Origin of the sequence: Arthrobacter sp. 18067 (assembly GCF_902706295.1) — a bacterium.
GTDB lineage: Bacteria > Actinomycetota > Actinomycetes > Actinomycetales > Micrococcaceae > Arthrobacter.
In genome coordinates this window covers 1-287 of sequence record NZ_CACSJJ010000137.1, presented here as the reverse complement: position 1 = coordinate 287, position 287 = coordinate 1, and the positions used below count along the sequence as shown (strand labels likewise).

Below are 287 nucleotides of genomic sequence, written 5' to 3'. Positions count from 1 at the left end.
GTTGCCTGCCGGCTGATGCCTGGCCTTCAACAACAAACAAGTTGCCTTGTTCTGGTGGGCGATACTGGGATCGAACCAGTGACCTCTTCCGTGTCAGGGAAGCGCGCTACCGCTGCGCCAATCGCCCGTTTCCGGGTCCTGCAAACTCTTGCAAACAGGAGAGCGGACGACGAGATTCGAACTCGCGACATCCACCTTGGCAAGGTGGTGCTCTACCAGCTGAGCTACGTCCGCACATGTTGCCTGCCGGCTGATGCCTGGCCTTCAACAACAAACAAGTTGCCTTG

General features: G+C 57.8%; 2 tRNA genes. Both read right to left on the bottom strand.

The annotated features are described in order from the left end of the window. Positions 1 to 52: 52 nt before the first annotated feature. Positions 53 to 127: transfer RNA gene (locus GVL04_RS24460), tRNA-Val, on the bottom strand. Between the two features lie 34 nt (positions 128 to 161). After that, positions 162 to 234 (bottom strand) — tRNA-Gly (locus GVL04_RS24455). Between the last annotated feature and the right edge of the window lie 53 nt (positions 235 to 287).